Here is a 25,924-nt window from a genome sequence, read left to right as displayed (position 1 = left end):
ACTTGCTTACTCCGGCAGCTTGACGCTTAGGTGTTCTGGCCACACCTTGTTTTGGTCAAGTTTGATCCAGGCCATACCCGGTAGGCCTGTTTTGACCTGTTCAAGATGCTGTTGTAGCAGTTCGGGTGAAATACGCGCCTTGACGCGGAACATGAGTTTTTGGCGTTCACTGGCGGTTTCAACCGTTTTGGGCGTAAACTGGGCAGCGCTGGCCACATAAGAAATTTTGGCGGGTATGACGTATTCAGGCGCGGCATCCAGGACAATATGCACATCGGTATTCATGGCAAGGCGGCCAACCACAGTCTCGGGCAGGAAGAAAGTCATGTAGACATCGTTAAGGTCGATGACATTCAGGATTTTTCCACCTCCACCAACCACTTCACCCGGCTGGGCAATGCGAAATTGAATGCGTCCGTCACGCGGAGACTTCAGAATGCTGTCATCAATATCGGCCTGAATGCGCTTGATGGCTGCTTCTGCCGCAATAACCGCTGACTCGGCACCACTTATTTGTGCCTTGGCGGCCTTGATGGCGGCAGAAGCGGCATTGACCTGTGCCTTAGCTGCATTAAGTGCCGCTTCGGTGCTGCGTGCGGCAGCACGGTCATCGTCAAGGGTTTGTTTGGGGGTGGCGCCACGTGCCGCCAAAGTTTCGGTTCGACGCAGGCGTTGATTGGCCAGGGTGAATTCGCTTTCGCGTTGTGCCACCACCGCCTGGCTGGCGGCATGCTCGCTTTCACGGGCATTTACCTGGACTTTGGCAATGTTCACATTGTTCAGGGCCTGCTGATGTTCTGCCTGTGCCTGTTCAAGCTGGGCCTTGAGGACATCAATTTGCATATGGGCCAGGGGTTGGCCTGCCTTGATAAAGTCTCCTTCGTTGACAAGGATTTCCTGGATTCGTCCGGCAAGTTTGCTGGAAATATCAAGTTCGGTGGCCTCTATGCGGCCATTGCTGCTGATAAAGCCATCTAGCTGGCTGTTGGACTCGGCCTGTTTCCAGTAATACACCCCAAGAGCAATTGCCGCCAGGATGATGATGACAAGAATAATTGGTTTTTTGTTTGATGTGCTCATGATGGCTGACGATGAATGTGCATTAGTAGCCGAAAACTTCGATAGCTTTCTGGATAACAACGTAGATCAGGACGATCATGCCAAGACCCATGACAACAATGCCCGGATTGTGGTCTTTCAGGCCAATACCGATAAAAACAACAATAATGCCAAGGAGAAAAATAAAGTGTAAAGGTATATCACTGAAAAACATGGTGAATCCTAATTTGAATGACAATGACAGGGCTGTGGCCAGCGGTTGATAGCATGGATGCCCATTTTTTGATCTGTTTAGTATATCAAATGCTTATCTGGCAATTATTAAAAAGAAAATTTTAAGGCTAAAAAGAAACAGGAAGTAAATGCCGGTTTAGCGGGGCCTGAAAGCCGGAGCAAGATAAAGGGAAGGGTATTGACGGGCACACGCCAGCCGGTTGGCCAACGTGGCGGAATGATTTTATTGGCGGGCCTGGCGGGCTGCCGGCAGGGAAGAGACGGGAAAAGTGCTGCGCCAGGGGTTGATATCCAGCCCGCCCCTGCGGGTATAGCGGGCATAAATAAATAAGTTGACGGGCTGGCAGTGCTTCATGATGTCACAAAAAACCTGTTCCACGCATTGTTCATGAAAACCGTCATGGCTGCGATAGGAAATAATATATTCCAACAGGCTGACATGATTGATGGCCGGGCCTTCATAACGGATTTGCAGGCTGCCCCAGTCGGGTTGCCGGGTGACCGGACAGTTGGATTTAAGCAGGTTGGAAACCAGGGTTTCTTGCACGATGGTTTCAGGCTGGCATTGCAACAGGCTGGCATCGGGTTCATACTGGCTGGGCGCGATATCCAGTTCGTCAAGCAGCGTGCCGTCCAGGTCTTCGATAGCTTGCCGGGCAAAGCTGGCAGGTTTTATAAGCTGGATGGAAACGGGCGCCCCGCTGGCAGCGGACAAGTCCTGTTGCAGGTGGGCTAACAGGCTTTCTGTTGAATCCAGTCGGGTCTGGTTGAATGAGTTCAGGTAAAGCTTAAAGGACTTTGATTCAATAATGTTGGGTGCAACGGCTTCAAAGGTAAAACGGGCCATGGCCACCTGGGGCTTGCCTTTTGGATTCAGCCAGGAAAGTTCATAGGCATTCCAGATGTCGGCACCGTACCATTGGGGGTGCGGCTGCAAGGAAAGTTGCGAACGGCCGCCAGAGCGGGGAATGGGAAACAGGAGTGTAGGATCGTATTGATCGGGATAGTGTGTTTCTTTTCCCAAAGGGGCCTGATGAAGTTCACGGTTGGTCATGGCTGGCGAACAATTAAGGTTGGGGTTGCATAAAAATGGTTTTGTTGCGGGAAATGGATGGGATCGATTCAGCCGGAGATCCTGCTGCCGATTCAAGATCGGGGAAGGTTTCCGCATCAAAGGCCTTGTCACCGTTTTCATCGGCCAGACCGCTTGGTTTCAGGCCGGCAAAATCAAACAGATTGCGATCCATTAAATGGGAGGGCGCAACCGCAGACAGGGATTTGAAGATATTCCATACTTTTTTGGGGCTTTCCTTTTCCCATGCACGGATCATCCGGTTGATTTCCTGGCGCTTCAGGTTTTCCTGGGAACCGCACAGATTGCATGGAATGATGGGAAACTGTTTCAGTTCAGCATAGGCAATCAGGTCTTTTTCGGCAATATAGGCAAGCGGCCTGATCACGGTATGTTTGCCATTGTCTGAGACCAGCTTGGGGGGCATGGTTTTGAGTTTGGCCGCATAAAACAGGTTCAGGAAAAAGGTAGCCAGAATATCGTCCCGATGATGACCCAGGGCAATTTTGGTTGCACCCAGTTCTTCGGCAACACGATATAAAATGCCGCGGCGCAGGCGTGAACATAATGAACAGGTTGTTTTGCCTTCTGGAATGACGCGCTTGACGATGGAATAGGTGTCCTGGTTTTCAATATGAAAAGGCACGCCGATTTTTGTCAGGTATTCGGGCAAGATGTGCTCGGGAAAGCCGGGCTGTTTCTGGTCCAGGTTGACGGCCACAATATCAAAATGGATAGGTGCGCGTTTTTGCAGCGTCATGAGGATATCCAGCATGCCATAGGAGTCTTTGCCACCCGACAGGCAAACCATGACTTTGTCGCCATCTTCAATCATGTTGTAATCAACAATGGCAGTGCCGGCCTCTCGCATGACTCGCTTTGTTAGCTTGTTGTTTTCAAGGCGGATTTTTTCGGCTGCGGCGCCACGATGCTCGGTACTCATGTTTATCTTCCAGTAACAACTTCAATGCCAACCGCATCACAATCGGCAAAAGCCATGGGCTTGCTGATCCGGAGCGTGACTTTTTGAACCTCGGGGAAATCTTTCAGCAAACGGTTGGCGATCATTTCGCCCAGTGACTCAACCAGATGTATGTGTGCACGGGTACATTCTTCAATAATGGCTTCCCGCAGTTTGCGATAATCAAGCACACTGCTGATATCGTTGTCATTCAGCTGTCTGGGTACCTCAATGTCTATTTCTGCATCGATATGCAGGGGTTGGGTTGCACGCAGCTCATGCTCAAGAATGCCAATCCGGGCATCAAGGGCAAGGCGGGAGAAGAATATACGACGAGTTGACATAAAATTAAGGTTAATATGTAGAGACAAAGAATAAAACGTTTTCTTTGTAATTTATCAAGGGCTTAATTGTAGTGGTTATCTCATTTGAAGAGGCTGCAATGCGGCATTCAAGGTAAAGAAATCATTGATTTTTCATGGAATAAAAAGGATTTGGCTACATGCAACCGGTTGTTTATGATGCGATTGTAATTGGTGCAGGCCCAGCGGGTGCTTCCTGCGCTGTCTGGCTTGCCCATTTGGGCTTTTCTCCGTTAATTCTTGATGCCTCTGAACAGGTAGGTGGCCTGACGGCGCATAATCCCTTTGAAGATGCCTGGAATGTCACTGCCCCCGGCCTGACCGGAGAAGAGGTGGCGGTTCAGATCAAGCGTAGTCTTGATGGTGCAAGGGTGCCTGTACTATTGAAAATGCGGGTGGACAGGGTGGATACTATTGAAGATCCTGAGCAGATCAATAGCTTGTTCAAAAAGGCGGGCAGCCCTACGAACCCGGCATGCCAGAAACTGTTTCGGGTGTTCTTTGACGGGCACTCCCTGGTGTCGCGTTTTGTGGTGGTGGCCAGTGGCGTTACCTCCCGCTTTCCGCAAGAACTGGCCAGTCAAAAATATGACCATGTCCTGGTGGGGCCTGGCAGGCATATTTCAAACTATGAATTTGCCAACAAGAAGGTGGTGGTTTTGGGAGGCGGTGATAACGCTTTTGAGAATGCCATTTTTGCGCAAAAAAGAGGGGCCTTGTCGGTGGACGTTTATGCCCGTCATATCAGGGCGCAAAAACAATGGTTTGAATCCCTGTCGCAAAAGCGGATTCATACGGGTGAGTATGTCTTTGATCCGCTGGCAAGAACCGTTAACGGACATAAGTATGATGTCGTCATGGTTTTTTATGGGTGGCAGGCCCAGCTTAATGGCCTGGAAAGCCTGGGGCTTTCCCGCAGCGAAAAAGGCTATGTCAATACCCATGCCCATACCGCAGAAACAAATGTGCCCGGCGTGTATGCCATTGGCGAGGTCGCCAACCGGCATCATCCCTGCATTATTACTTCCATGGCCGATGGGGTGGTGGCGGCCAAGGCCATCCAGCGTAAGCTTGAGCAGGAAGCGCTTGAGCTGGTGAGTTAGGGGTGTGTGCGGGTGCGGACCTGGTCGATAGCCTGGCAAAGCCCGGGCAGGGCGCGAATCAGCCGGTCTGTTGGGCGAAATAAAACATCAGGGTGTTGGGTAACCATGTCCTGACGGCTAAATGAAAACCCTTTGCCATTGAAAAAATCCAGTATTTCTTTGGGCAGATCTTCCCGGGAAGATCCGGCCAGTATCAGTGTGGGTTGGCGCTGCATAATGCTTTCCAGGCTGACAATGGGCGAAGGGTTGCCCTGGTCGCTGAAAATATTGTAGGCACCGCAAACCTGCAACACTTCGTTCTGGATAGGGCTGCCCCCCAGCGTGTAAAGCGGGGTACTGCCCAAAAAAATAAAAACCGGTACGGGTGTACGGGTGCTGTATTCAGCACGGGTTTGTTGGATGATTTGTTCCAGCTCATGGGCCAGGGGGCGGGTTTGTTCCAGCGTACCGGCCAGCTTGGCAATTTGCAACAGGTCTGCCGTAATATCTGCCAGTTTTTGGGGGGCAAGAGACAGTACCGGCACCATGCGTTCAGCCTGTTTGAGTCCCGTCACGGGCAGGCCCCCCGAAGACCAGGTCACAATCAGGTCGGGTTGCAAGCTTAGCAATAATTCGGCATTTGGACGCAGGCCGTCGCCCACGTTAGTCATGTTTTTGACTTCAGGGGGATAGTTGCTGCTTTTGGCAACCCCAATCAGCTGTTTGCCTGCCCCGGCCGCAAATATCAGTTCCGTGGCATGGGGCGACAGGCTGATAATGCGTTTTGCCGTTTCCTGCACGGGGGCGCTTAAGGTGCCTGCCTGGGAGGGCAGGCTGGCATTAAATGAACCGACAAGAAGGCAGAGCCCGACAAACAGCTTATGATGAAGCTTCATGTTTTTGATCCCGAGATCCTGGTTGCAGGCAGCTTACTGGTTTGGTAAAAGCCGGCCTTTCCTGCCTGTAAAACGGGCAGGAAAGGCCTTAACAGCTATTGCTGGCTACATGCGCCAGGCCAAGTTTAGAAATACATTGGAACCTTGGCTATTGTAGCCATAGGCAGTATTGTATTTTTTGTCTGTCACATTATTCCAGTAGATCTGGCCCTGCAGGTTTTTGTTGAACTGGTAGCTTGCATGAAGGTTAAGCAGGCCATAACCGCCCAGTTTTTTGGCGGCGGTGTTGTCCTTGTCATCAAAGCGTTTGCCTACAAATTGATAGCTGGCGCCCAGCTCGGCATTGTCCAGTTTGTGGCTGACCGAGAGACGATAAACCTGTTTGGCCCGGCGGACCAGGGTTTTGCCGTTGGTGTCGTCCTTGGGGTTCAGGAAGTCGGCACCGGCACTGAACAGGGTATTGCCAAACTGGTGGGAGGCCTCCAGCGACAGGCCGCGAATGGTGGCTTTGTCGGTGTTTTCTGCAGTGCAGTTGAACATGGCATCGCACACATAAGGGTTGATCAGGTCCCTGAATTTATTCTGGAACACCACCAGGCTTAGCTGGGTGTCATTAGCCTGATAGCGCAGGCTGGCTTCGATGTTTTTGGATTTTTCCGGTTTTAAATTGGGATTGCCCTGGTAGCCCCAGCTAAGTGGCGTATACAGGTCGGCAAAGGTCGGTGCCCGAAAACCGGTGCTGGCGGCAACACCCAGTTTGAGTGAAGGGCTTAAATCGTAGTCATAACCCAGGCTGCCGGTGGTTTTATCTCCAATGCTGGAAATATTGTCATGACGCACACTGGCCTGCAAGTGATGGCGGTCAAAATCACCCCGGTAGATCAGCCCAACCGCATTGGTATCACGGTGCTGGCGGGTTAACAGGGAAGAGCCACTAGCCCGTTCGTCAAGGTGCTCCAGCACCAGGGACAGCACGTTATTTTGGTTAAGCGTAAAGTTGTTTTGCCAGCTGTACTGACGCTGGATAGTACCAATTTCCGAGCGGCCATATGAGGCTTGAGAGTCATAGTCGCTTTTACTGTAACCAAAACTCAGGATGCTTTCCCAGTTGGCCGTAATTTGATTGGTACTGCCAAGGGTATAAGCCTGCTGGCGGGTAATGCCATAGGTGTTTTGGTAATCCTTACCAGAATCGAAGTCGCCATGGTTATAACCATGCAGGAATGTCAGGTCAACCCGTTGCCCTGGGTTCCACTCATAACCCAGGGAGCCGGTCAGGCTGGTTTGGGTGTAGCCATCGTCGTCCTGGTTGTACGTGTAGGGGCCTGAATCAGGGTTGGTGGCATTAAAGCCATCGCTGGAGGCATAGCTGGCGGCCAGGCTGTAGTTCCAGTTGTTTTGTGCCCCTGAAAAACCGAAACCGGTCTTGAAAGTGCTGTCCGAGCCAACACCAACATTGCCAAAGGCGCTGAACGGGCGGTCTTGCCCGCCAGGTTTGGTAATAATATTAATCACGCCACCCATGGCGTTGGAACCATACAGGCTGCTGGCCGAACCACGGATGATTTCAATGCGTTCAATCGTGGAAGGGTCTATGGCCGCCCAATTGGTTGCACCCGATAGATTGTCATTGATGCGCATGCCATTGACCAGTACCAGGGATTGTTGTGGACTGGCCCCCCGTAGATAAATGCCTGAAAGCGTTTGCGGGCCCCCCGAGTTATAAATCTGTAAACCCGGCTGCCTGGCCAAGATAGCCGTCATGGATTGCATGCCGGCATTTTGCAGTGATTCGGCCTGAATAACGGTCACGTCACCCATTACCTTATCCAGCGGCTGGGCCATGCGGGCAGGCGTGGCAACAATGGTATCCAGAGTGGTGACATTGGGGGCAGGGTTGGTGGGGGTTTGGGCAAAAAGCAGGGCAGGAGCGAAACAGGCAGCCAGTGCCAGCGCACGAGTGTGGAGCGTAAAATTCATGTAAATGGCCTTCACAATATGTGCGACCCCGCACATAGGAATTAGGGAATGTTTATTGTTTGGCTGGTATCGGACTTGTTGCCGGCCGTTGAAGGCCAGGCAGCTTACCGTTGCGGGGGCAGCACAGACTGAATAGGACAAGCGTGGCGAAATGGCCGGCTATTTTTCCTGTTTTCTGTTTCCCATTTAACTTTCACCGCTCGAATGAGTTGAAAGCACCTTGGCAATAAGGGCAATACTGTAACATAGCCATAATATTTAGTACACTAGAGCCACGACAATTCTATTTTCAGGTTCAACGTGTCTTATCCTAAACTTCCATATCCGCTTTCCGCCTATACAAAGGGTGCCGAATTTGTCCGCCAGCTGGGTTCCGGCCGTATTCTTGTGCTTGATGGCGCAATGGGGACCATGATCCAGCAATTTAAACTGACCGAGTCCGATTTTCGCGGTGAGCGCTTTGCAGAGCATGGCAAGGATGTCAAAGGTAATAACGAGCTGTTGTCGTTGGTGCGTCCCGATCTTATTCTGGATATCCATCGCCAATATCTGGCTGCCGGTGCCGATGTGATTGAAACCAATACCTTTGGCGCCACTGCGGTGGCCCAAGGCGATTACAACCTGGCAGAATTGGCCTACGAACTGAACCTGGAATCAGCTAAACTGGCGCGCCAGGCCTGTGATGAATTCAGCACAGCCGAACATCCCCGTTTTGTGGCCGGTGCCCTGGGCCCACAGCCCAAAACGGCGTCCATTTCTCCTGATGTCAATGATCCGGGGGCACGCAATATTACATTCGAAGAGTTGGCCGAGGCCTACACCGAACAATTGAACGGGCTGCTTGACGGTGATATTGATATCGTCCTGATTGAAACCATTTTTGATACCCTGAATGCCAAAGCGGCCATTTTTGCGGTAGAAAATGTCTTTGAAGCACGTGGCATACGCCTGCCCGTCATGATTTCCGGTACGGTCACCGACGCTTCCGGGCGTATCCTTTCCGGGCAAACGGTTGAAGCTTTCTGGAACTCCATTCGCCATGCCAGGCCTGTTACGATTGGGCTGAACTGTGCGCTGGGGGCCGCCTTAATGCGGCCTTATGTGGCCGAACTGTCAAAACTTAGCGACACCTATACCTGTGTGTATCCGAATGCCGGCCTGCCCAATCCCATGAGTGACACGGGCTTTGATGAAACCCCGGAAGATACCTCTTCTTTGCTGGCAGAGTTTGCCCAGGCCGGTTTTGTGAATATGGTGGGGGGCTGTTGCGGCACTACACCCGAGCATATCCAGGCTATTGTGCAAAGCGTTAAAACCTTGCCCGCCCGTGAAGTGCCACAGGTGCCGGTAAAAACCCGTCTGTCTGGCCTTGAAGCCCTGAATATTGATGAAGAGTCCCTATTTGTCAACGTGGGAGAGCGTACCAACGTAACGGGCAGTAAGGCATTTTTGCGTCTGATTCGTGAAGAAAAATTTGATGAAGCGTTGTCAGTCGCCCGTCAACAGGTGGAAAATGGCGCACAAATTATTGACATCAATATGGATGAAGCCATGTTGGATTCCAAAGCCAATATGCGCCGGTTTCTGAATTTGATTGCTTCTGAACCTGATATCGCCCGGGTGCCCATCATGATTGACAGTTCCAAATGGGAGGTTATTGAAGAGGGGCTGAAGTGCGTGCAGGGCAAGCCAATCGTTAACTCCATTTCCATGAAAGAAGGTGAAGAGGCTTTTCTTAAGCATGCACGCCTGTGCCGTAAATACGGTGCGGCCGTTGTGGTGATGGCCTTTGATACACAAGGCCAGGCTGATACCCTGCAACGACGCAAGGATATTTGTGGTAAAGCCTACCGTTTGCTTACAGAAGAACTGTACTTTCCACCCGAGGATATTATTTTCGACCCTAACGTGTTTGCCATTGCCACGGGTCTGGATGAGCACAACAACTATGGTGTCGACTTTATCGAAGCCGTCAAGTGGATCCATGAGAACCTGCCTTATGCCCGTATCTCGGGTGGCATTTCCAACGTGAGCTTCTCGTTCCGTGGCAATGAGGCCATGCGCGAGGCGATTCATACCGTTTTCCTTTACTACGCCATTCGTGAAGGCCTGACAATGGGTATTGTCAATGCCGGTATGTTGGGTGTTTATGCTGATCTTGATCCCAAAATCAAGGTCCTGGTTGAAGATGTTCTTCTGAATCGGGATCCTCCGCTGGGTAAAACCGACCCTGCCGATGAGCATACCCCAACCGAAAGGCTGGTAGAGTTTGCCGAAACCGTCAAGGGGGGCAGTGGTAGCAAAAAAGTAGAAGACTTGACCTGGCGTGAGCAGGAAGTTGAAAAACGCCTGGCCCATTCTCTGGTGCATGGTATTACCACGTTTATTGTTGAAGACACCGAAGAAATCCGCCAGCAAATTTCCGATCGTGGTGGCCGTCCCATCGAGGTGATTGAAGGCCCCCTGATGGATGGCATGAATATTGTGGGCGATCTGTTTGGCGAAGGAAAAATGTTCCTGCCCCAGGTGGTCAAGTCAGCCCGCGTCATGAAGCAGGCCGTGGCTCACCTGGTGCCTTTCATTGAAGAAGAAAAACGGCAGATTGAAGCCCAGGGGGGGGATGTACGCGCCAAGGGTAAAATGGTGATTGCCACCGTGAAAGGCGATGTGCACGATATTGGCAAAAACATTGTGGCCGTGGTTATGCAGTGCAATAACTTTGAAGTCGTGAATATGGGCGTGATGGTGCCTTGTGCCGAGATCCTGGCCAAGGCCAAGGAAGAAAAGGCCGATATTGTTGGCCTGTCAGGGTTAATTACCCCCAGTCTGGAAGAAATGGCTTATGTCGCCGCTGAAATGCAACGCGATCCTTATTTCCGGGAACATAATATTCCGCTGATGATTGGCGGTGCCACCACCAGCCGGGTTCATACCGCCGTCAAAATCGCGCCTCATTATGATGGCCCGGTTGTTTATACGGCCGATGCCAGCCGTGCCGTTGGCGTGGCTACGCAGCTGGTTTCCGATCAGGTCGACGTTTTTATTCGCGAAACGGCTGAAGAATACGAAAAAGTGCGTGAGCGTCACGCCAATCGCAAGGCGACTCCGATTATTCCACTAGAGGAAGCCCGCAAGGCCAAGCCACAGATTGACTGGCAAAACTACACCCCGCCCAAGCCCAAATTCATTGGCCGTCGTACGTTCAAACAGTATGACTTAAGTGAAATAGAAAAATTCATGGACTGGACCCCGTTTTTCCAGACCTGGGGCTTATTCGGGCAGTTCCCCGCTATTCTGGAAGACAAGGTTGTGGGTGAACAGGCCAAAAAACTGTATGAAGATGGCAAGGCCATGCTGAAAAAAGTCATTGAAGGTCGCTGGCTGACTGCTAGTGGTGTGGTGGCTTTTTATCCGGCTAATACGGTTAACCATGAAGATATTGAAGTCTATAAAGACGAATCCCGCACCGAGGTCCTGTTTAGCTGGCGTAATTTGCGTCAGCAAACCGCCAAACGGGAAGGGGTGGACAACAAGTGTCTGGCCGACTACATTGCCCCTAAAGAAAGTGGTGTCAAGGACTACATCGGCTTTTTCGCCGTCACTGGTGGCCTGGGTATTGAAGTCCATGAAAAACGTTTCGAACAGGAAATGGATGATTATTCCAGCATTATGCTTAAGGCGCTGGGTGATCGTTTTGCTGAAGGCTTGGCCGAATGCCTGCACGCCCGGGTCCGCAAGGATCTGTGGGGGTATGTGCCCGATGAGTCACTGGGTAACGAAGAGGTCATCGCAGAAAAATACCAGGGTATTCGCCCCGCACCAGGTTACCCGGCCTGTCCTGAACATACGGTTAAGCGGGACATGTTTGACGTCTTGTTGCCCGAGGAAATTGGCATGCAGCTAACCGAAAGCCTGGCCATGTACCCTGCATCCAGTGTCTCGGGCTTCTATTTAAGCCATCCACAGTCTTCTTACTTTAACGTTGGCAATATTGGCGATGACCAATTACAGGATTATATTGCGCGCAGCGGGCTTGAAGAAGCGGAAGTGCGTAAGGCGTTAATGAGCAGTCTTGGGTAAATCCGGTTATGAGTATCAAGTCAGGGGTTCCGGCGAATAAACAGGTGTTGGGTGAGTTCGTGCGTAATGCCCGTTCCAGGGTAACACCGCAAATGGCAGGGCTTAGCCACGGGCAGCGTCGCCGGACGCCGGGCCTGCGTCGTGAAGAAGTGGCGCAGTTATGTGATATTAGCGTTACCTGGTATACCTGGATTGAACAGGGACGCGATGTTTCCGTTTCCAGCACCGTGTGGTCCCGGCTGGCCGATGTTCTGCACATGAGCAAGGCGGAACGGGCTTACCTGTTTGAACTGGCTGAGGTGACTGACCCCGATCATGGTAAAGCGCAGCATGGCAGTCTTCCTGTATCGCTTCAGGCCTGTGTTAATAATTGTGCCGGACCGGCTTATATCCTGGACCGTTGCTGGAATATGCTGTTTTTCAATCAGGCCCTGGACACGGTTTTCAATCATTGGCCCAGTCGCCAGCAGGCGCCCAATTTACTCAGGTTCATTTTTCAAAATCCCGATGCCCCCCAGGTTGTGGTTAATTGGGAACAGCGGGCGCGTCGTTCAGTGGCCGAGTTCAGGGCTGATATTGGCGCCCATCTTGATGAGCAGGATATTAGCCAGATTATTGAAGAGCTGCTTGCTTCCAGCGAGCTGTTTCAGCATTGGTGGTCAAGACAGGCGGTGGTGGAACGTGAGGGGGGCATACGCGAATTCATGCATCCGGAAAAGGGATACTTAGAGTTTGACCAGATCACTTTTCGGCTGGCGACTCACCTTGACTATAAGTTGGTGATGTTGTTGATAAAACCCGATTAATATCGCATTATTAAATATTCTACCAATCATTGCGGATTGTTATTAAAATACAAGCAATGTTAATTGCTTTAGTTTAAAAACCATATGAAAACAATGGGATAGTTGCATTTTGGATTTTTTGGCCACATTAAAGGAGAGCTTGGCGGTACTTGTGTCTGAAGTAGTATGTTAGTATTCCCAGCGGAAAGCGTATTAATTTAAGATATGGTTTTTTAACCATCTATTATTTTAGTCATACTTGCCGTCATTCATAATCAAGAATACAGATTCGAATAGGAGAAGTACATGAATTATCGTTTAACACGTCTTGCAGGTGTTTTGGTTGCCGGGTCTATTCTGGCTGGTTGCGCAACACAAGGTGGCAATACTGCTGCAGGTGGTGGTATTGGCGCGGTAGTGGGTGCAGGCTTGGGAGCGCTAATTGGTGACAGCTCCAAAGCAGCCGGCATTGGTGCGGGTATTGGTGCGATAACCGGCGGGATTGTTGGTTATAACTGGGATCGTATTGTTGGCAAGGTTGACCAGGCCGGCGGCAAGCAACTGGGTATTTCAACCACCCAAATGCCCGATGGCAGCCTGAAAGTCAATATCCCTGACGGTGCCACTTTCGATATCAGCCAGGCCACGCTTAAACCTGCCATTTACCCTGTCCTGAATGCCTTGGCAACTTCTATGGTTGAAGAACCCACGCTGCGTCTGAAATCAGTGGGTCATACTGATAGCACCGGCTCAGCTGCTTTTAACCAGACTCTTTCTGTTAACCGTGCCTCAAGCGTGGTTAATTACCTGGCTTCCCAAGGCGTTGCTACCAGCCGCATGAGCATCGAAGGCCGCGGTCCTAATGATCCTGTTGCCAGCAATAGTACGGCAAGTGGACGTGCCATGAACCGTCGCGTGGAACTTTATCTGTATGCGGTTCGTTAACATTCGTTTATAAGCCTGGCGTTGCCATACAAGCTTTATAAAAGACCCTTGATACACAAAAATTCAAGGGTCTTTTTGCATTCTATTATTTTATTTGGCTGTTGGCATGGCAAATTCTGCGCCTTTGGACATGCTTTCAGGCCAGCGCTGCATGATGGATTTCTGGCGGGTGTAAAAACGTACACCTTCTTCTCCGTAGGCGTGCATGTCGCCAAAGAGGCTTTTTTTCCAGCCACCAAATCCGTGCCAGGCCATGGGTACCGGAATGGGTACGTTAATGCCCACCATGCCAACCAGAATGCGGCGGGCAAATTCGCGTGCGGTATGGCCATCACTGGTAAAGCACGATACGCCATTGCCAAACTCATGGTTGTTGATCAGTTCAATCGCTTCGCCCAGATCGGCAACCCTTACGCAGGACAGCACAGGTCCAAAGATTTCTTCTTTGTAAATACGCATTTCGGGCGTGACGTGATCAAACAGGGTGCCACCGGTGAAAAAACCGTTTTCATGCCCCGGAACAGTATAACCACGGCCATCAACAACTAGGCTGGCTCCTTCCTGAACACCTGATTCAATATAGGATTCAATTTTGTCCAGTGACTGACGGGTAACGATGGGGCCCATTTCAGCTTCCAGATTCATGCCCTCCATGATTTTAAGGTTGCGGGTACGCTCTGCCAGCATTGGAATCAGTTTGTCTCCCACATCGCCCACCAGCAAGGCAACGGAAATGGCCATGCAGCGTTCACCGGCAGAGCCGTAGCCGGCACCCACGAGGGCATCAACGGCACGCTCCAGATCGGCATCGGGCATAACGACAAGATGGTTTTTGGCACCGCCCAGGGCCTGCACCCGTTTGCCAAAATGGGCAGCGCGTTCACTGATATAGTGGGCGATGGGGGTAGAGCCAACAAAGCTGATGGCAGATACATCCGGGTGTTCCAGCAAGGCATCAACGGCCGGTTTGCCTCCTTGTACAACGTTGAAAACACCATCGGGCAGGCCTGCCTGCTTTAACAGACCGGCCATGAACAGGGAGGTACTGGGGTCCCGTTCACTGGGTTTGAGAATAAAAGTATTGCCTGCGGCAATGGCAATCGGAAACATCCAGCAGGGAACCATGACCGGGAAATTGAAAGGCGTTATGCCAGCGACGACGCCCAAAGGCTGGCGCATGGTCCAGTTGTCAATGTTGGTGGACACCTGATCGGTGTAATCGCCCTTGAGTAATTGGGGAATGCCGCAGGCAAATTCGATAATATCAATGCCTCTGGCCACTTCGCCCTGGGCATCGGTAAAGACTTTGCCATGCTCGGCAGTAATGATGGCTGCCAGGGTATCGGTATGTTCCTGCATCAGGCCCAGGAATTTGTTGATGATGCGAGCCCGGCGGATGGGGGGGGTGTTGGCCCAGTTTGTGGCAGCGGCTTTGGCAGCCGCCACGGCATCGTTTATTTCCTGTGCGCCTGAAAGCACTACATGGCGAGTCACTGCACCCGTGGCAGGGTTGTAGACTGCCTGTTTTTCTGCCCGGGAGGGAGTGGTTCTTGCGCCATTAATATAATTGACAATATCTTCACTGCTGGTATAAGCCGGGACTGGGTTCATGATGCTGTTCTCCTGTTTTGAAATGATGTTTTAAAGTAGTATAGAGAGCGGCCTCCTGATGATCAATACTTGAAAGCTGGATTTATTGTTCATAATATTAGACAATGCTCAAATGGATATGCGAAAAATAGAACCCCTCTGGTCACACATTTACTGGCTTGGCATTCTTGATGATGCAGGCAGTTATACGGCAGCGGCACAACGACTGGGTGTTAGCAAGGCGGCCATGAGTCAGCGCATCCAGGAGCTTGAAAAAGCGCTGGGCATCATGCTGGTGCAGCGTACTACCCGTAGCGTGCGGTTAACCGAGGCAGGGCAGGCCATGGTTGCCTTAACGCGCCCGGCTTTTGCCGAGATAGAAACCGGTTGTGAAAAAATCCAGGAATTGGCCGAACAGCCAAAGGGGGTCATCAGGGTAACTGCACCGGTTGCACTGGCCCGTCAGCAGATCGTGCCGCGTTTGGCTGATTTCATGCGGCTTTACCCTGAAATCAAGATTGAAATCGAGCTGTCCGATCATATCAGCACGCTTGCGCAAGAGGGGTTTGATCTAGCCATCAGGCATACTTCGGCTGTTCCCGAAACCTATGTGGCATGGGTTTTGTGTCAAACCCAAACCCTGCTTCTGGCAAGTCCCGAATATATACAGAATCATGGCATGCCATCACATCCGTCAGATTTGAAGAAGCATAACTGTCTGACTTATTTGCGCTCGGGCTCCCGACCTACCTGGCATTTTGAGCGCAGGAAAGGTGTTGGGGAAAGAGTTAGTGTACCGGTTAATGGTTCTTTTTCTGCCAATAATAGTGAAACGCTGCGGGAACTGCTTTTGGCACATCAGGGGATCGCTGCCATTCCTGATTTTTCGGTAGCAGCAGAACTGAAAAAAGGCACCTTGGTCCCGGTCCTGTCACCATGGAAACCGGTCAGTGTCTTTGGGGAAAGCATTTTCGCCCTTCGCCCTTATAGCCCGCATGTGCCCAATATTATCCGGTTGTTTGTCAGTTACCTGAAAGCTGCTTTTGAAAATGAAAATTTTATTTAGATTTCAATTAAATAATCAAGTCGGGTATGATTGTGCTATTCGAAAAGGCTGTTTAATTAAAATTTCAATCAGTTGAGTTGGTTTAAGTGTATGAATAATCGTCCCACATCAATAGCAGAGTCAAACGATAATGACGATAATGGCCATAACAAAGCGTGGCTGTATTATTTTATTGCTGCGGTGGTTGGCTTGCTAACCGGTGTGCTGGGGTCTTTTTTTCATCAGGTCATTGATCATTCGCTGGCCTGGTCCCGCCATTTGCCTGAATTCTTGGGGTTGGAAGGGATAGGGCTTTATCTTTTCCTGTCCTTGTTTTCGGCTGCCATGTTTTGCCTGGCGGTGGCGTTGGTGCGTTTTGTGGCACCCGAGGCCAGCGGCTCGGGTGTGCAGGAAATTGAAGGTGCCATGGCAGGTCTGCGCAATATACGGTGGCAACGTGTGTTACCGGTAAAATTCATTGGCGGTACGCTGGCTTTGGGAGCGGGTTTGATTGGCGGTCGTGAAGGCCCAACCATTCATATGGGTGCCTCCATTGCCAAAGCGCTTGGATCGTGGTTTTCATTTGGTCAGAGGGATACGCGCGCGCTTTGGGGAGCCGGTGGGGCTGCCGGTTTGACAGCGGCCTTTAATGCCCCTATGGCATCCGTTCTGTTTATTCTGGAAGAGGCACGTAATGTCTTCCCCCATAGCGGGCGAACTTATAGCGCCGCCATTATTGCGTGCGGTGTGAGCGCGATTGCCACTGTGGCAATTTCAGGCTCGACACCGTTTATGGCTTTGTCATCAACGGCCATGCCCCTGTCCTTTTTACCCGTGTTTGTTGTGTTGGGGGTGGTATTGGGGGCGATGGGAGTGGTGTTTAACCGTATGGTTTTGGCAGCTCTTGATCTGTCCTTGCATATTGGTTTGCGTTTTTCTCCTTATTTAATCCCGGCTTTACTGGGTCTTGTCATTGGGCCCATGCTGGTGATTTTTCCTGAAGCGACTGGCGGTGGCGAGTCCCTGGCGGTTGCTATTGTCAATAATCCGATGCCGATTGGTTTATTGGGATTGGTCATTCTGGTACGGTTTTTTGGTACGGCCGCCAGTTATTCTACCGGGGCTCCCGCAGGTATTTTTGCGCCAATTCTGGCCTTGGCCACGGCAAGCAGTGTGTTTTTAGCCGAATTGTTGAGTCTGCTCATGCCCTTGCCGCCTGGCACAATCGTGGCATTTGCCGCAGCCGGTATGGCGGGTTTATTTGCCGGTACCGTACGTGCACCACTGGTGGGTATGGTGTTGGTGGCTGAGCTTACCGGCTCTTATGTACTGGTGATTCCGGTTTTACTGACAGCCATCATGGCCAATATCGTGGCCGATGCCCTGGGGGGGCGTCCTATTTATGAAGTACTGCTAGAACGTACCTTACGACTGGAAAAGAAAGCATGATTGGCCTGGTTGCAGCGCTGTTGCCTTAGGTTTGAATGAAAAAATCAAATTTATTCTGGCTGACGGCTTCACCCATGGGGTTGTAAGTCATTTCGCTAAACAGGGCCTGGCCACTTTTATGTACGGCAATAATGGTTGAACAGCGGGTGCCATAGTCGGGGCTGACAATAAACGGGCTGCTGAGCAGTCGTTCGCGCTCCAGCGATAACCCGGTATTGGGTAAATCGTTGTCGGCAGCGCGGGTATTGTCACGCAAAATATCAAAAATTTCGGGTAATTGGTCGGGTAGAAAATCAAGCTCAATGCTGTCCAGCGCCTTGCGCAGCCGTTCGGCCTTGGGCCATGGTGTGTCCATTAAATGGTTGGACAGGACATGACTGCCCGGCTGCAGTTCGGCCGGTTCGATCTGGTGGCTGCGATTGCTGATATACATGCTTTTCTGTGGGTTGCCCACGACCAGGTTGAAAGCATTGTATTGTGCTGCCCGGCTCAAAATGTTGCTTGCATATTCCACGGATGGCGTATTGGTTTGCAGAAATTCACTTACCAGATGACCACGGCTTGGTGCCCCGGGGACGATAGTGTTGACATCGCGGTAATTGGTCAGCAGGGCAAAACGGCCGTTGGTATTGATGCCCAGCCAGGTTCCGCCCGCTTCGCTGTCGATTCCGGCAATAATGGCCGGATTGCTGTGCCATCGAGCGGCTGCCAATGCCTTGCGCTGGTGAAATTCGTCCCGGTTGGCTGCAATGAACAAGGGCCATTCGGGATGCTTTCTGATAGATAAATAGGCAATGCACATAAAATATTTCCAGTGGTTATCAGACTTTATCTTCCCAGTCTATCCATTCAACAATGTAGGCGTTTAAATAGCCATTGACGGCCTGGCCGATCGTCGGGAAAAAACGCTCATTGCCAAAACGTGCCGACAGGCCGAATTTGCGCAACTTGTCCCTGACCGGGTCTTTCATTTCAGCAAAGCACAGTTCAATGCCGGCCGCCTTGAGCTGCTCGTCCAGTTCAATCAGCATGTCGGCAGAGGTGACATCAACACTGGTAACCGGTTCTGAGGTAATAACAACGCGTTGAACCGGGTGCAGGGACTTGGCAATGGTATCCAGGACGCAGTGATGGAAAAGTTCGGCATTGGCAAAAAACAGTGGTGCATCCCAGCGGAACAGGACCAGGCCCGGGATGAGGCGGGCCGTCGGGTGGCGGCTGATGTCGTGATAACCCTTGAGATGGTCAACCCGGCCAAGAATGGCGTAATGCGGCCGCCAGCCGTTCCATAAGTATTCCAGGATGGCGATGGCGACAGCTATGCCGATACCCGGTAAAACGCCGAATACCGCAACACCGGCAAAGCAAACCATAGAGAGCCAGAACTCCCATGGTTGAATGCGGTAAATGCGCTTGAGATCTTTAAACTCGAAAATACTGATTATTGACGTGATCACAACAGCGGCCAGGGTTGGAGCAGGCAGAAAATACAGCAGATCAGGTGCCCAGAGCAGAAGTGAGCCTACGATGATGGCACCGGTTATGCAGGCCAATTGGGTTTTTGAGCCTGCGGCTTCAGAGACAGGCGTGCGCGAGGCGCTGCTGCTGATGGGGAAGCCTTGAAAAAAACCGGTGAACAAATTGGCAATTCCAAGCCCGAAGAACTCCTTGTTGGGGTTGATGTAACGATTGTATTTGGCGGCATAGGTGCGGGACAAAATACTGGTCTGGGAGCTGGATAACAGGGCAATTGCCCCAGCCCCCAAAAGCAGGGGTATCAGGTCATCATAGCTGATCACGGGAATCGTGAATGAGGGCAATCCTCCAGGCAAATTGCCCAGGATTGTCACGCCATGCCGGTCAAGCTCGAAGTACGCCACCACGATGGTTGCCAGGGTCAGGACCACCAAGGGGCCTGGAAAACGCCTGAAGCGTTTGATAATCAGCAGTAAAATCAGTGAAGCAAGACCGATGAGCAGTGAGAGCTTGTTGGTCTCGGTTTTGAGCAGCGACAGCCAAATCGCTTGCAGTTTGGCAAAAATATCGCTTGCGTCTGTTGAAATGCCTATTAAAGCGGGTGTCTGGCCAACCAGGACGGTCAGTGCGATCCCGTTCATGTAGCCATAACGAATTGGCTTGGAAATCAGTTCGGTAATAAACCCGAGTTTCAGAAGGCTGACCAGGATGATGATCAGTCCTGAAAAAATGGCCAAGGTACTGGCCAGTGTAATCAGCCGTTCGGGATTTCCTGCAGCCATAGGTACAATAATGGCAAAAATGATGCCTGCCAGGGCGGAGTCCGGGCCGATGACCATTAAGCGGCTGGGCCCGAAAATGGCGTAAACCAGCAGGGGAATAATCGTGGCATATAGGCCATAAATGCCGGGCAATCCGGCAGCCACTGAATAGCCAATGCCAATGGGGATCAGAACCGTGGTCAGTACGAGACCGGCCGCCAGGTCATGCCTGAGCCATTGCCTGCGATAGTTAAGCAGTGTGTACAGTCCGGGCATCCACGATAGCAGGCCAGTAGCGTCATCCTTGCGGGAAGGCAGGACGCCTGAGGATGGGGGTGACGGAATGGGGGCTTGATTGTGTTTTGCCATGTTCAATGTGAAAAATCAGTAGGTATATGCCTTAATCATTGGTATTGTAATGAAAATGTTTCATAATTAACTAAATTGTGTTTTGAAGTGTGATGTTGATGCCCGGCATGGTTAGTGTGCCAGGAAGCGTAAAGGAAATCTTGTATGAGTCAAAATGATCGTTTTCAGGCATTGGTCAATACGGCCATCGGCCTTGAAGAAAAGCATGTCTGTGTGGTTGTTCATCCCTGTGATGAAGTTTCATTGTCCAGTGCCGTACAGGCAGGCAAGTTAAATCTGTTTACGCCCGTTCTGGTGGGCCCCGAAGAGCGGATCCGTCAGGTTGCCCGGGAACATGATTTGGATATTGGCGGTTTGCAAATTATTAATACCGAACACAGCCATGCCTCGGCCGATGCCGCGGTTGCCGAGGTGCAGGCAGGCAGGGCAACACTGATGATGAAAGGCAGCCTGCATAGTGATGAGCTACTGCATTCGGTGCTGTGTTATAACGGTGGCCTGCGTACCGAACGCCGTATCAGCCATGTGTTTGTCATGGATGTCCCCCGTTACGACAAACTGCTTTTCATTACCGATGGCGCAATTAATATTTTTCCCACCCTGTGTGAAAAGGCCGATATTATCCGCAATGCCATTGACCTGCATCTGGCACTGGGTCTGGATACCCCACGGGTGGCGATTTTATCGGCTGTCGAACAAATCAATGAAAAAATGCAAAGCACGATTGATGCCGCCGCCCTGTGCAAAATGGCCGATCGCGGGCAAATCAAGGGCGGTATCCTGGATGGTCCGTTGGCCATGGATAATGCCATCAGCCCTGAAGCGGCCGCCATCAAGGGTATTCGTTCCGAGGTGGCCGGGCATGCCCAGATTCTGGTGGTGCCTGATCTGGAAGCCGGTAATATGCTGGTGAAAAACTTAACCTTTTTGTCGGGCGCCGATGCCGCTGGTATTGTGTTGGGTGCACGGGTGCCTATTATTCTTACCAGCCGGGCAGACAGTGAACGAACCCGTTTGGCTTCTTGTGCGGTTGCGACAGTGTATGCCGAGAGCCTGATTAAAAACAGGGCCATTGGCAAATAAAAAGGCGGATTGAATATATGCAAGATACAATTTTAGTCATGAATGCCGGAAGTTCAAGTTTGAAATTCCATGTCTATGAAACCGATGGTGTCAATACGCTTGATTTTGCCTTTGGCGGGCAGGTGTCGGGCATTGGCGGCAAGCAGCCGTCTTTCAAGGTCAAAGGCAGGCATCAAAACGTATTGGTGGAACAGGCTTTGCGGCCGGAACAGGCACAAAACCTGCAGCTTTCCCAGCGGGTGGTGGGGGATTGGCTGGGTACGGTCATTACCAAAGAGCCATTGGCCGTGGGGCACCGTATTGTGCATGGCGGGCCAGATTACGATCATAGTGTCCTGGTTGATGCTACGGTATTAAAAAAGCTGGATGCCCTGGTATCGCTGGCCCCCTTGCATCAGCGCAACAACCTGGAACCGGTGCATGTTATTGCCGGGAACTGGCCGCATATCAAGCAGGTGGCCTGTTTTGATACCGCGTTTCACCGTTCCAAGCCCGAAGTGGCAGACCGCTTTGCCTTGCCGCAGTTTTACTATCAGGAAGGCATTCGCCGCTATGGTTTTCATGGTTTGTCGTACGAATATATTGCCGGAAAGATGCAGCAAGACTACCCGGAGGTGATTGCAGGCAGGGTGGTGGTGGCCCATCTGGGTTCAGGCGCATCGGCTTGTGCCATGCTTAATGGTCGCAGCCAAGAGTCCACCATGGGCTTTACCGCATTGGATGGTTTACCCATGAGTACCCGTTGCGGGCAGATGGATGCCGGGGTGGTATTGTGGATGCTGGAACAGGGTATGACGCATGATGAAATCCAGCACTTGCTGTATAAAGAGTCAGGTCTGAAGGGGCTTTCAGGCATCAGTTCAGATGTACGGGATTTGCAAGACAACTCTGCTCCGCGTGCGGAACTGGCCATGGCGTATTTTTCTTATCATATTGCCAAAGGCATTACCGGGCTGCTTGCCGCCACCCAGGGGCTGGATGCACTGGTGTTTACGGCCGGTGTCGGGGAAAACAGCCCACAGGTACGCCATGACGTGTGCAGGCACCTGGCCTGGCTGGGCGTTAGCATAGACCCAGTGTTAAATGAAAACAATCAGGGCTGCATCAGTACGCCTGAAAGCAAAATCGGGGTTTATGTTATTCCCACCAATGAAGAGCGGGTTATTGCGCAGCAAACCCTGGCCTTGATTCACGATTCGCACAAGGCATTGCAGGATTGGACAGTTCCTTCATAATGCGCTAGACTGCCAGCATCTTGTCGGGGTGCCTTGCGATTGTGGCAAGGCTGAGAAAACACCCGTGAACCTGATCCAGTTCGTACTGGCGGAGGAAATAAGATGCCGGCCACAAGGCCGGTTCGGGCCGGTGTGGTCTTTATTTTCTTCTTTTGTCCAATTACGCAGATCAGAACAATTATTAATTGCCGTACAAAAGGAGCCGTTTCCATTCATGTCACCCGGAATCAGCCTGCGCGATATTGGCCTGAGCTACGCAAGCAAACCCCTGTTCAGCCAATTGAAGGCGCATTTCAAGGGTGGGTGCTGGCATAGCATATTGGGTCGCTCAGGCGTGGGCAAAAGCAGCTTGCTGCACAGTATTGCCGGCCTGTTAAACGATACAGCACTTACGGGTAATATTAATGCCAGTGACGGGCAGCCGTTACATGGCAGGGTGGCCTGGATGGGGCAGCGCGATGCCTTGCTGCCCTGGCTTACGGTACAACAAAATGTGTTGCTGGGTGTCCGTTTGCGTAAACAGGTGTCGGCACAACATCAGGAACGTGCCAATGCCATGCTTGAACGGGTTGGATTGGGTGGCATGGCACAAAGTATGCCCGAGCATTTATCGGGTGGTCAGCGCCAGCGCGTGGCACTGGCCCGAACCTTAATGGAAGACAAACCCGTGGTGTTAATGGATGAGCCTTTTTCGGCACTGGATGCCATCACCCGGCTTCAATTACAAGATCTGGCGTCTACCTTGCTGCAAGGTAAAACCGTGCTGTTGATTACCCATGATCCGCTTGAGGCGCTGCGCTTAAGCGAGCAGGTTTGGGTCATGACAGAACGGCCGGTAGTGTTGAAAATGATGTTTGCCATTGATACGCCGGCACCGCGCGCTCTGGATGATGCGCAAATTTTATCCTGGCAGGGGCAATTACTGGCCTATCTGCAAAAAGACCAGGAGGCACCGGCACCATGAATATTCATAAAACCTCAGCCGGGTTGCGCCTGTTGCTGATTACCGCTGGCTTGCTGGCTTTGTGGCAGGTTATTGTATGGCTGACTAATGCACCGCATTTTATTTTGCCAGGCCCGTTTCGGGTCTTGAACGCCCTGTGGGATCAGCGCTCCCTGATTGGCGAACATGCGTTGGTGACCATGGCGGAAATTATGATGGGCATGGTGCTGGGTTGCCTGCTGGGCTTTGCCAGTGCCATGCTGTTGCAATGGTCCCGTTCATTCAGGACATGGTTGTTGCCGGTGCTTATTGTTAGCCAGGCTATCCCCGTGTTTGCCCTGGCACCCATTTTAATGATCTGGTTGGGTTATGGCATGGCCTCCAAGGTGGTGATGGCTGCCCTGGTGATTTTTTTTCCGGTTACCTCGGCTTGTTACGACGGCTTGCAGCGCACGTCCCATGACTGGCTGCAACTGGCGCAAACCATGGGAGCCAGCCACGCGCAGGTGTTGTGGCAAATCCGTTTGCCAGCGGCCTTGCCGTCACTGGCATCGGGCCTGAGGGTGGCGGCTACGGTAGCACCCATTGGTGCGGTTATTGGTGAATGGGTAGGCTCCAGCAGCGGCCTGGGTTACTTAATGCTGCATGCCAATGCCCGCATGCAGGTGGATACGGTGTTTGCCTCGCTTATTGTGCTGGCCTGTTTGTCATTGTTACTGTATTTCAGTGTTGATTACCTGTTACGGAAATTAATTTACTGGGCAGCATAATTTATTTTAGTTTTAAATCAATTCTTAACAAGAGTAATGAGCAAGATCAGGGATATCAGGAAAAATATGAAAAATTCAGTTGCAGGAAAAAAATGGTTGGCCGCGTGCGTCTTAAGTTTGTTGGTCAGTGCGCAGGCATTGGCCGAAGATAAGCTCACGCTTTTGCTGGACTGGTTTGTAAACCCCGATCATGCGCCCATCGTGATTGCCGAAAAGAAGGGCTATTTTGCCGAACAGGACTTGAAAGTGGAAATACAGGAACCGGCAGACCCGTCCATGCCGCCCAAGCTGGTAGCGGCGGGCAAGGCGGATATGGCGGTTACCTACCAGCCCCAGTTGCATATGCAAATTGACGAGGGCCTGCCCCTGACACGGGTAGCCACGTTAATTGCCACGCCCCTGAATACCCTGGTTACCCTTAAAAGCAGCAATATCCAGTCGATTGCCGACCTGAAAGGCAAAAAAGTGGGGTTTTCAGTAGGAGGTTTTGAGGACATCCTGCTAAAAGTCATGCTTAAGGAAAAAGGTCTGACTTTTGATGATGTGGAACTGGTGAATGTGAACTGGTCGCTGTCTCCTTCTTTGATTACCGGCAAGGTAGATGCTGTGGTGGGCGCTTTCCGGAATTTCGAGCTGAACCAGCTTGATATTGAAAACCATCCTGGTCATGCGTTTTATGTTGAAGAAGAGGGCGTGCCCGCCTATGATGAGTTGATTATGGTGGTTAACAACAAAGACCGTGACCATGATAAATACCGCCGTTTTAATGTGGCGCTGGAAAAAGCGGTGCAGTATATTGTGAACCATCCCGATGAAGCCTGGACGGTTTTTAAAGACTATAAGCCCAAAGAGCTGGATAACGAACTTAACCGCCGGGCCTGGAAAGATACTCTGCCCCGTTTTTCCTTGCAGCCGGGCGCACTTGGCCAACGACGTTATGAAACCTTTGCCCGCTTCATGCAAGAGCAGGGCCTGATTAAAAACCAGATGCCGGCACTGGCCGATTACGCGATTGAACCTTGAGTTTTTTTGTTAGATAACAGGAGTTTTTTGGAAATGTCATTTTTTGAGCAGTTAAAGCAATCTTGTGCCCAAGACTGGCAAGCCTATACCCAGCATGAGTTTGTGCGTCAGTTGGGGGCGGGAACCTTGCCGGCTGAAAGTTTCAGGCATTACCTTAAACAGGACTACCTGTTTCTGATCCAGTTTACCCGTGCCTGGGCGCTGGCCGTATACAAAAGCGACAACTTCGCCGACATGCGTTACGGGCAGGCTGGCATTAATGCCCTGCTTGACCTGGAAATCGGATTGCACATTGATTATTGCCGGCAGTGGGGCATTAGCGAAGAACAGTTGCAGCAGGAAAATGAAGCGTCGGCCTGCGTGGCGTATACACGTTTTGTGCTGGATCGTGGTTTAAGCGGCGACCTGGCCGAGTTGCACGCTGCATTGGCCCCTTGCATGATGGGCTATGCCGAAATTGGTACCTGGCTGATGCAGCAGCCGTTTACCCAACTGGAAGGCAATCCTTACCGTAACTGGATAGAGATGTATGCAGGGCAGGCATTTCAGGATGCCATTAACGTGGAAAAGGAATTGCTGGAACGGTTATGTGCCGACCTGCCCGATACCTGGCTGAACCGGGTGAAAAAAACCTTTGGTACGGCAACCCGGATGGAAATCGCTTTTTGGGACATGGGCCTACAGCGTTTGATGTAGAGTGCTTAAGCTTGTTTCCACGCTCCCG

At 51.4% G+C, this 25,924-nt stretch carries 22 protein-coding genes and 2 riboswitches; of the genes, 13 read left to right on the top strand and 9 right to left on the bottom strand.

Annotation, left to right across the window (positions count from 1 at the left end; all coding sequences use genetic code 11):
* Positions 1 to 6: 6 nt before the first annotated feature.
* Positions 7 to 1,080: an HlyD family secretion protein gene (locus JHL22_RS04380; RefSeq protein WP_200234232.1), complete on the bottom strand. Its 1,074-nt coding sequence runs from the start codon at positions 1,078 to 1,080 to the stop codon at positions 7 to 9.
* Between JHL22_RS04380 and JHL22_RS04375 the strand changes: the two genes are divergently transcribed.
* Positions 1,079 to 1,252: a hypothetical protein gene (locus tag JHL22_RS04375; RefSeq protein ID WP_200234230.1), complete on the top strand. Its 174-nt coding sequence runs from the start codon at positions 1,079 to 1,081 to the stop codon at positions 1,250 to 1,252. The genes JHL22_RS04380 and JHL22_RS04375 overlap by 2 nt on opposite strands.
* A 264-nt stretch (positions 1,253 to 1,516) precedes the next feature.
* Here JHL22_RS04375 and queF read toward each other — a convergent pair whose 3' ends face one another.
* Genes queF through folB form a run of 3 tightly spaced genes read right to left on the bottom strand, consistent with a single transcriptional unit; the run spans position 1,517 to position 3,670 of the window.
* On the bottom strand, positions 1,517 to 2,347 hold the full coding sequence (gene queF, locus JHL22_RS04370) for an NADPH-dependent 7-cyano-7-deazaguanine reductase QueF (protein WP_200234228.1): 831 nt from the start codon (positions 2,345 to 2,347) through the stop codon (positions 1,517 to 1,519).
* A 13-nt stretch (positions 2,348 to 2,360) separates the two neighbouring features.
* Positions 2,361 to 3,308 carry a tRNA 2-thiocytidine(32) synthetase TtcA gene (gene ttcA, locus JHL22_RS04365; protein WP_200234226.1) on the bottom strand — a complete coding sequence of 316 codons (948 nt, stop codon included), beginning with the start codon at positions 3,306 to 3,308 and terminating at the stop codon, positions 2,361 to 2,363.
* A gap of 2 nt (positions 3,309 to 3,310) precedes the next feature.
* Complete coding sequence (gene folB, locus JHL22_RS04360; protein WP_200234224.1) at positions 3,311 to 3,670, bottom strand: dihydroneopterin aldolase; 360 nt, start codon at positions 3,668 to 3,670, stop codon at positions 3,311 to 3,313.
* Between the two features lie 158 nt (positions 3,671 to 3,828).
* On the opposite strand from folB, the gene JHL22_RS04355 reads away from it, so the two are divergent.
* Positions 3,829 to 4,791 carry an NAD(P)/FAD-dependent oxidoreductase gene (locus tag JHL22_RS04355; protein WP_200234222.1) on the top strand — a complete coding sequence of 321 codons (963 nt, stop codon included), beginning with the start codon at positions 3,829 to 3,831 and terminating at the stop codon, positions 4,789 to 4,791.
* Here the strand turns inward: JHL22_RS04355 and JHL22_RS04350 are convergent.
* Positions 4,788 to 5,666 (bottom strand): ABC transporter substrate-binding protein, encoded by an 879-nt coding sequence (locus tag JHL22_RS04350; RefSeq protein ID WP_200234220.1) that lies wholly within the window; start codon positions 5,664 to 5,666, stop codon positions 4,788 to 4,790. The two genes, JHL22_RS04355 and JHL22_RS04350, sit on opposite strands and share 4 nt — an antisense overlap.
* Before the next feature lie 105 nt (positions 5,667 to 5,771).
* On the bottom strand, positions 5,772 to 7,646 hold the full coding sequence (locus JHL22_RS04345) for a TonB-dependent receptor domain-containing protein (RefSeq protein WP_200234218.1): 1,875 nt from the start codon (positions 7,644 to 7,646) through the stop codon (positions 5,772 to 5,774).
* A gap of 45 nt (positions 7,647 to 7,691) precedes the next feature.
* Positions 7,692 to 7,884, bottom strand: a riboswitch (cobalamin riboswitch).
* 62 nt (positions 7,885 to 7,946) lie between these two features.
* Here JHL22_RS04345 and metH point away from each other — a divergent pair.
* The 3 genes from metH to JHL22_RS04330 all read left to right on the top strand — a co-directional run bounded on the left by metH (position 7,947) and on the right by JHL22_RS04330 (position 13,456).
* Entirely contained in the window at positions 7,947 to 11,726 is a 3,780-nt protein-coding gene (gene metH / locus JHL22_RS04340; protein ID WP_200234215.1) for a methionine synthase, read from the top strand.
* Between the two features lie 8 nt (positions 11,727 to 11,734).
* Positions 11,735 to 12,532, top strand: coding sequence for a helix-turn-helix transcriptional regulator (locus JHL22_RS04335; protein WP_200234207.1), 798 nt, complete (start codon positions 11,735 to 11,737; stop codon positions 12,530 to 12,532).
* 285 nt (positions 12,533 to 12,817) lie between these two features.
* On the top strand, positions 12,818 to 13,456 hold the full coding sequence (locus tag JHL22_RS04330) for a YiaD family glycine zipper/OmpA-like lipoprotein (RefSeq protein WP_200234205.1): 639 nt from the start codon (positions 12,818 to 12,820) through the stop codon (positions 13,454 to 13,456).
* A 90-nt stretch (positions 13,457 to 13,546) separates the two neighbouring features.
* On the opposite strand, the gene JHL22_RS04325 is transcribed toward JHL22_RS04330, so the two are convergent.
* A complete protein-coding gene (locus tag JHL22_RS04325) occupies positions 13,547 to 15,067 on the bottom strand; it encodes a CoA-acylating methylmalonate-semialdehyde dehydrogenase (protein WP_200234203.1) in 1,521 nt (506 codons plus the stop codon).
* A 112-nt stretch (positions 15,068 to 15,179) separates the two neighbouring features.
* Here JHL22_RS04325 and JHL22_RS04320 point away from each other — a divergent pair, with 112 nt between their 5' ends.
* A complete protein-coding gene (locus JHL22_RS04320) occupies positions 15,180 to 16,112 on the top strand; it encodes a LysR family transcriptional regulator (protein ID WP_200234201.1) in 933 nt (310 codons plus the stop codon).
* Positions 16,113 to 16,202: 90 nt separating this feature from the next.
* A complete protein-coding gene (gene clcA / locus JHL22_RS04315) occupies positions 16,203 to 17,540 on the top strand; it encodes a H(+)/Cl(-) exchange transporter ClcA (protein ID WP_200234199.1) in 1,338 nt (445 codons plus the stop codon).
* A 25-nt stretch (positions 17,541 to 17,565) separates the two neighbouring features.
* Here clcA and JHL22_RS04310 read toward each other — a convergent pair whose 3' ends face one another.
* Positions 17,566 to 18,342: an NRDE family protein gene (locus tag JHL22_RS04310; RefSeq protein ID WP_169293714.1), complete on the bottom strand. Its 777-nt coding sequence runs from the start codon at positions 18,340 to 18,342 to the stop codon at positions 17,566 to 17,568.
* Positions 18,343 to 18,361: 19 nt separating this feature from the next.
* The gene (locus JHL22_RS04305) at positions 18,362 to 20,053 is read right to left on the bottom strand and encodes a SulP family inorganic anion transporter (RefSeq protein ID WP_234041114.1); all 1,692 of its coding nucleotides are present in this window, start codon (positions 20,051 to 20,053) and stop codon (positions 18,362 to 18,364) included.
* Positions 20,054 to 20,290: 237 nt separating this feature from the next.
* Here JHL22_RS04305 and JHL22_RS04300 point away from each other — a divergent pair, with 237 nt between their 5' ends.
* From JHL22_RS04300 to tenA, 6 genes are all read left to right on the top strand, one after another.
* Positions 20,291 to 21,229 carry a phosphate acetyltransferase gene (locus tag JHL22_RS04300; RefSeq protein ID WP_200234195.1) on the top strand — a complete coding sequence of 313 codons (939 nt, stop codon included), beginning with the start codon at positions 20,291 to 20,293 and terminating at the stop codon, positions 21,227 to 21,229.
* A gap of 17 nt (positions 21,230 to 21,246) precedes the next feature.
* Complete coding sequence (locus JHL22_RS04295) at positions 21,247 to 22,464, top strand: acetate/propionate family kinase (protein WP_200234193.1); 1,218 nt, start codon at positions 21,247 to 21,249, stop codon at positions 22,462 to 22,464.
* Between the two features lie 14 nt (positions 22,465 to 22,478).
* Positions 22,479 to 22,578, top strand: a riboswitch (TPP riboswitch).
* A 100-nt stretch (positions 22,579 to 22,678) separates the two neighbouring features.
* Positions 22,679 to 23,428, top strand: coding sequence for an ABC transporter ATP-binding protein (locus JHL22_RS04290; RefSeq protein ID WP_200234191.1), 750 nt, complete (start codon positions 22,679 to 22,681; stop codon positions 23,426 to 23,428).
* Complete coding sequence (locus tag JHL22_RS04285; RefSeq protein WP_200234189.1) at positions 23,425 to 24,177, top strand: ABC transporter permease; 753 nt, start codon at positions 23,425 to 23,427, stop codon at positions 24,175 to 24,177. Before JHL22_RS04290 ends, JHL22_RS04285 begins: the two co-directional genes overlap by 4 nt.
* Before the next feature lie 66 nt (positions 24,178 to 24,243).
* On the top strand, positions 24,244 to 25,200 hold the full coding sequence (locus tag JHL22_RS04280) for an ABC transporter substrate-binding protein (RefSeq protein ID WP_200234187.1): 957 nt from the start codon (positions 24,244 to 24,246) through the stop codon (positions 25,198 to 25,200).
* A gap of 33 nt (positions 25,201 to 25,233) precedes the next feature.
* Positions 25,234 to 25,896: a thiaminase II gene (gene tenA, locus JHL22_RS04275; protein ID WP_200234179.1), complete on the top strand. Its 663-nt coding sequence runs from the start codon at positions 25,234 to 25,236 to the stop codon at positions 25,894 to 25,896.
* Positions 25,897 to 25,924 lie beyond the last annotated feature (28 nt).

The organism is Advenella mandrilli (assembly GCF_016595155.1).
Lineage (GTDB): Bacteria > Pseudomonadota > Gammaproteobacteria > Burkholderiales > Burkholderiaceae_B > Advenella > Advenella mandrilli.
This window is presented reverse-complemented; position numbering and strand designations above follow the sequence as displayed.